Annotated in this window: 5 protein-coding genes and 1 pseudogene; 2 read left to right on the top strand and 4 right to left on the bottom strand. The window is 72.2% G+C overall.

All coding sequences use genetic code 11. The annotated features are described in order from the left end of the window. Positions 1-134: 134 nt before the first annotated feature. The 4 genes from ACFUUZ_RS31465 to ACFUUZ_RS31450 all read right to left on the bottom strand — a co-directional run bounded on the left by ACFUUZ_RS31465 (position 135) and on the right by ACFUUZ_RS31450 (position 3790). Positions 135-1235 carry an inositol-3-phosphate synthase gene (locus ACFUUZ_RS31465; protein ID WP_378702648.1) on the bottom strand — a complete coding sequence of 367 codons (1101 nt, stop codon included), beginning with the start codon at positions 1233-1235 and terminating at the stop codon, positions 135-137. Further along, positions 1228-1785, bottom strand: a complete 558-nt coding sequence (locus tag ACFUUZ_RS31460; RefSeq protein WP_067649036.1) for a PadR family transcriptional regulator — start codon at positions 1783-1785, stop codon at positions 1228-1230. The genes ACFUUZ_RS31465 and ACFUUZ_RS31460 overlap by 8 nt, the downstream gene beginning before the upstream one ends. Before the next feature lie 114 nt (positions 1786-1899). Then, the gene (locus tag ACFUUZ_RS31455; protein ID WP_378702646.1) at positions 1900-2691 is read right to left on the bottom strand and encodes a DUF1707 domain-containing protein; all 792 of its coding nucleotides are present in this window, start codon (positions 2689-2691) and stop codon (positions 1900-1902) included. A 13-nt stretch (positions 2692-2704) separates the two neighbouring features. Beyond that, positions 2705-3790 carry a DUF1707 domain-containing protein gene (locus ACFUUZ_RS31450; RefSeq protein ID WP_378702651.1) on the bottom strand — a complete coding sequence of 362 codons (1086 nt, stop codon included), beginning with the start codon at positions 3788-3790 and terminating at the stop codon, positions 2705-2707. Between the two features lie 156 nt (positions 3791-3946). On the opposite strand from ACFUUZ_RS31450, the gene ACFUUZ_RS31445 reads away from it, so the two are divergent. Beyond that, positions 3947-4372: a DUF5318 family protein gene (locus ACFUUZ_RS31445; protein WP_067649027.1), complete on the top strand. Its 426-nt coding sequence runs from the start codon at positions 3947-3949 to the stop codon at positions 4370-4372. A 266-nt stretch (positions 4373-4638) separates the two neighbouring features. Further along, positions 4639-5038, top strand: a pseudogene (locus ACFUUZ_RS31440) (translation initiation factor IF-2); the annotation flags it as partial.

The raw sequence follows: 5038 nt of genomic DNA, 5'->3' as shown, positions 1-5038 counted from the left end.
ACTCGAGACTCGCGCCTGCGGCGCATGCGCTTCGAGTGCTCGGCGACGAGACGGGCCGCGAACGGGGCTCGTAAGACTCGCCCCGTGCGGGGCTGGGAGGGCTCGCACGGGGCGTTGCTTACAGGTTTACCTGCTTACTCGGCGCCGATGATGAAGGCTTCCAGCTGGGTGCGGGCTACGTCGTCCGCGAGCTGCTTCGGGGGGGACTTCATCAGGTAGGCGCTGGCCGGGATGACCGGGCCGCCGATGCCGCGGTCCTTGGCGATCTTGGCGGCGCGGACGGCGTCGATGATGATGCCCGCCGAGTTCGGCGAGTCCCAGACCTCGAGCTTGTACTCCAGGTTCAGCGGGACGTCGCCGAATGCCCTGCCCTCGAGGCGCACGTAGGCCCACTTGCGGTCGTCGAGCCAGCCGACGTGGTCGGACGGGCCGATGTGCACGTCGTTGGCGCCGAGCTCCTTCTTCAGGTTGCTGGTGACGGCCTGAGTCTTGGAGATCTTCTTCGACTCCAGCCGCTCGCGCTCCAGCATGTTCTTGAAGTCCATGTTGCCGCCGACGTTCAGCTGCATGGTGCGGTCCAGCTGCACCCCGCGGTCCTCGAAGAGCTTCGCCATGACGCGGTGCGTGATGGTGGCGCCGACCTGGCTCTTGATGTCGTCACCGACGATCGGGACGCCCGCGTCGACGAACTTCTGCGCCCACACCGGGTCCGAGGCGATGAAGACCGGCAGCGCGTTGACGAAGGCGACGCCCGCGTCGATCGCGCACTGCGCGTAGAACTTGTCCGCCTCCTCCGAGCCCACCGGCAGGTAGGAGACGAGCACGTCGACCTTCGCGTCCCGCAGCGCCTTGACGACGTCGACCGGCTCGCTCTCGGAGAGCTCGATGGTCTCGGCGTAGTACTTGCCGATGCCGTCCAGGGTCGGGCCGCGCTGCACGGTGACGTCGGTCGGCGGCACGTCGGAGATCTTGATGGTGTTGTTCTCGCTGGCGAAGATCGCCTCGGCCAGGTCGAACCCGACCTTCTTGGCGTCCACGTCGAACGCGGCGACGAACTTGACGTCGCGCACGTGGTAGGGACCGAACCTGACGTGCATCAGCCCGGGCACGGTCGAGGACTCGTCCGCGTCCTGGTAGTACCGCACGCCCTGGACCAGCGACGAGGCGCAGTTGCCCACCCCTACGATGGCGACGCGTACTTCGGTGGCGTTCTCCGCCTTGTCGATGTCACTCATGGCCGATATTTCCCTCTTTCTGTGGTGCCGCCTTCGTCGATTGCTCTGCGGCAATCAACTCGTTGAGCCAGCGCACTTCGCGCTCGCTCGATTCCAGTCCGAGCTGATGGAGCTGCCGGGTGTAGCGATCGAGTGAGCCGCTCGCCTTCTTGATGGCCTCCCGGAGTCCTTCTCGGCGCTCCTCGACCTGGCGCCGCCTGCCCTCCAGAATCCGCATCCGCGCCTCGGCGGGGGTGCGGCTGAAGAAGGCGAGGTGCACGCCGAAGCCGTCATCGGTGTAGTTCTGCGGACCGGTGTCGGCGAGCAGTTCGGTGAACCGTTCCCGCCCCTCCGGCGTCAGGTGGTAGACGCGCCGCGCCCGCCGCATCGTCGCGCCGGTGACGCTCTCCTCCGCGATCAACCCGTCCGTTTGCATGCGCCGCAGGGTGGGGTACAGCGACCCGTAGGAGAACGCGCGGAACGGCCCGAGCAGCCCGGTCAGCCGCTTGCGCAGCTCGTACCCGTGCATGGGTGCGTCCAGGAGCAGCCCGAGAATCGCCAGTTCGAGCATCGGGCCTCACCCCCTGACTTGTCGACAGATCTAACCGATGGATGCGACTTACCACTATATCGGGCCGATATAACCTCCCGCGCGTCAGTCCGGCGGAATCGGTGCGTCCGCTGGTCAGGAGGGTTTGCTGATGCTCAGCGGCTCGCCGCCGAGGGTGGTCTCCAGGTAGCCGGTGCGGTTGTCCTCGGCGCGCACGTAGATCCGCAGGATCGGCGGCGCCTCGGTGCGCGCACCGGCCTCGCGCTCCGCGATGATGTGGCTGATCGTGCCGTTCGGCAGCCCGACCGTCCGCGGGGCGCCCGCGAGCAGCGCGGCGATCCGCGGCACGTCCAGCGCGCCGAGATCGAAGGTCGGCTCGTCCGGCTTGCGGCCGGAGCTCGCGGTGTACCGGTCGAAGCCGCCGTCGTAGTGGTAGTCGGCGGTGCTCCGCGGGTCGTCCGGGAACTGCCGGTCGACCAGCACGTACTGCGGGTAGAAGGTGACCTCGTCCACGACGGTGTCACCGAACTCGGCGCGGTACTCGGCGAGGAAGTAGGCGATGCCGGTCCCGCTGGTGAGCACCGGGATCTGCTCGGCCGGGCCGTCGGGGCCGCCGCAGCGGCTCAGCAACCCGGCCAGCAACCCGAGCGCGGCGGCACCGGCGAGCAGCGCGACCGGCGCCTGCCAGCGGCGCGGGGTGCGGCGATCCACCCGCACGAGCGGGGTACCGGCCAGGTTCGCCGGGATCTGCAGGTCGGCGACGAGGGTGTCCAGCTCGGTGAAGGTCTTCGCGCGCATGGCCTTCGCGGTGCGCGCGGTGTGCTCGGCGGCGCTCAGCTGGCCATCGGCCAGCGCGGCGTCCAGCACCGAGCAGGCATCCACCCGGTCCCGGTCCCGCGCCCGGACGCCGTCGGTTCGCTGCGCCATCGGTTCGCTCTCCCTATTCCTTGAAGGGCCAGACGTTGGCGACCCGCCCCGCCTGGTCCAGCAGCACCCGACCGGACTCGGAGAACTCGTTCGTCACCGAGACGCTGACCGAGGTCACGCCGAGCGGCAGGCCGTACCTGGCGTAGAAGTCGGTGTCGACCGGCTCGACGCTCAGGTGCGAGACCGCGCCGTCGCGCACGTTCACGGCGGCCGGGGCGGCGGCCACCGCGGCGCCGATGCCCCTCAGGTCGAGCCCGCCGAGATCGATGGTCGGGGTCTCCGACTTCCTGGTGGTGACGTCCCGGTCCTGTTCGAAGCCGCCGCGGTAGGTGTAGTGCGCCAGGCGGTTCGGCTGCCCGGGCAGGGCGCGCGCGATGCTCGCGTGCTCGGGGAACAGGTCGATCTCGTCGACCTGCAGGTCACCGAACTTCTCCCGGTACCGGCGCAGGAACTCGACCAGCCCCTCCTCGGTGACGAGCGACGGCGTCGCGATCACGACGGGCTCGACCGCGCCCAGCTCGGCCACCCCCGGGTACGACACCGGCGGCGGCGGTGTCTCGTCGCGGTGTGTCAGCAGGAACCCGCCGGTGGCGGCGGCCAGCGCGAGCACGGTCAGCAGCGCGATCCGCGCCCCGCCGCGGTAGCTGGTCGGCTGCCGCGGGGCCTCCGCCGTTCCCGGCGCGCGCTGCAGGTCGTCGACGAGCTCGGCGAGGTCGTCCAGCGAGCGGGCGGCGGTGAGCAGCTGCACCCGCTCGGCGTGCTCGGCCGCGGTGAGCTGGCCCTCGCCGTGCGCGGTGTCGAGCGCGGCGCGGGTGCGCTCGCGATCGGCGTTCCGCGCCCTGGTGCGGCCGGGGTAGCGGCCCGCGCCGCCCGCCAGTGGCCGCCAGCCGGTGCCCGCCCGCATGCCGTCGGTGGCCGCCCGCACCCTGGCGGCGGGCAGCTGCAGGTCGTCGACGAGCGCGCGCAGCTCGCCGATGGTCGCGGCGGCGGCGACCTGCGCGGTGCGGTCGTGATATTCGTCGCCGCCGAGCTGCCCCTCCGCGTAGGCGGCGTCCAGGAGCCCGGACGCGTGCACGCGATCGAGGTCACGCGCTCGCATGCGGCCGGATGCGGCGGTTGACACAGCCGAATCCTAGAATGCCCGCGCCGGAAACGCGCCTGTTGGCGGTGGATTGCCGTCCCGCGCACCCCGCCCGCGCCGGGGCGGGGGCTTCCCGGCACCGCTACTCTGGGTGGCGTGCGAATTCAGCGGCAGGTGGTCGACTACGCCCTCCGGCGTAAGTCGCTGCTCGCCGACGTCTACGCGGGGCGGGTCGCCGTCGCCGAGGTGTGCGACGCCAATCCCTACCTCCTGCGGGCGGCGAAGTTCCACGGTCGGGGGAGCGAGGTCACCTGCCCCATCTGCCGGAAAGAGCAGCTGACGCTCGTATCCTGGGTCTACGGTGACGGGCTCGGGCAGACGGCGGGGTCGGCCAGAACTCCGGAGGAGCTGGCCAGGCTGGCCGACACCAAGGAGGAGTTCTCGGTGCACGTGGTCGAGGTATGCCGCTCGTGCCACTGGAACCACCTGGTGCAGTCGTACGTCCTCGGCACCGACCCGGCGCCGCGGCGCGGCCGGTCCGGCGCGGGCGGGAACCGCGAGAACCGGCCCGGCTCCGGCCGGCGCAGCGCGGCCGAATGAGCCGCGCACCGGCGGGTCCGCGCAGGCGGGCAGGCCGTGACACCGCCGAGCGGTGAGCCCGACGCCATGAGCGTGCACAGAGACGAGCAACGGAGATTTTGTCAGTGAATTCGCCCTACGAGCGTTCCCCCTACGGCGAAGACCCGCACGGCGGCCGTACGCAGCGCAGTTCACACCAAGATTTCCAGTCCAGGCCACAGCAGCCGCAGCGTCCGGGCGGCCCGCCGCCCGGGGCGGGGCGCCCGATGCCGCAGGACGGCAGGCCCATGCCGCCGCGCCAGGGTGCCCCCGGGCAGCGGCCGGGGCCGCCGCCCGGCCGCCCCTACCAGGGCGGTCCGCCGCCGAACGGCCGCCAGGCCCCAGGTGGCCCGCCGCCGAACGGGCGGCCTGCCGCCGGTAGCCCGCCGCCGAACGGGCGCTCCGCACCCGGTGGCCCGCCGCCGGGTGGCCGCCCGGCGCCCGGTGCGCGCCCGCCCGGCCAGCAGCCGGGCAGGCCGCCGCGGCGCGAGGGCGTGCCGTCCGGCCCGATTCCCGGCGCGGGCGACCCCGCCAACCGCACCCAGCGCATCGCGCGCCCCGGCGAGCAGCCGCAGCGCGCGGGCAGCCCCGAGCGCACCCGCCCCGGCGCGAGCGACGCCGTCCGGCGGCCGGGCACCGGCGAGACCC

Source organism: Nocardia sp. NPDC057353, from assembly GCF_042667085.1.
Taxonomy (GTDB): domain Bacteria; phylum Actinomycetota; class Actinomycetes; order Mycobacteriales; family Mycobacteriaceae; genus Nocardia.
This window is presented reverse-complemented; position numbering and strand designations above follow the sequence as displayed.

What these genes read in the sequence shown, in the direction of transcription:
- ACFUUZ_RS31450 (WP_378702651.1), bottom strand. Translation starts at nt 3,790, where the DNA reads ATGCGAGCGCGTGACCTCGATCGCGTGCACGCGTCCGGGCTCCTGGAC.
- ACFUUZ_RS31455 (WP_378702646.1), bottom strand. Translation starts at nt 2,691, where the DNA reads ATGGCGCAGCGAACCGACGGCGTCCGGGCGCGGGACCGGGACCGGGTG.
- ACFUUZ_RS31465 (WP_378702648.1), bottom strand. Translation starts at nt 1,235, where the DNA reads ATGAGTGACATCGACAAGGCGGAGAACGCCACCGAAGTACGCGTCGCC.
- ACFUUZ_RS31460 (WP_067649036.1), bottom strand. Translation starts at nt 1,785, where the DNA reads ATGCTCGAACTGGCGATTCTCGGGCTGCTCCTGGACGCACCCATGCAC.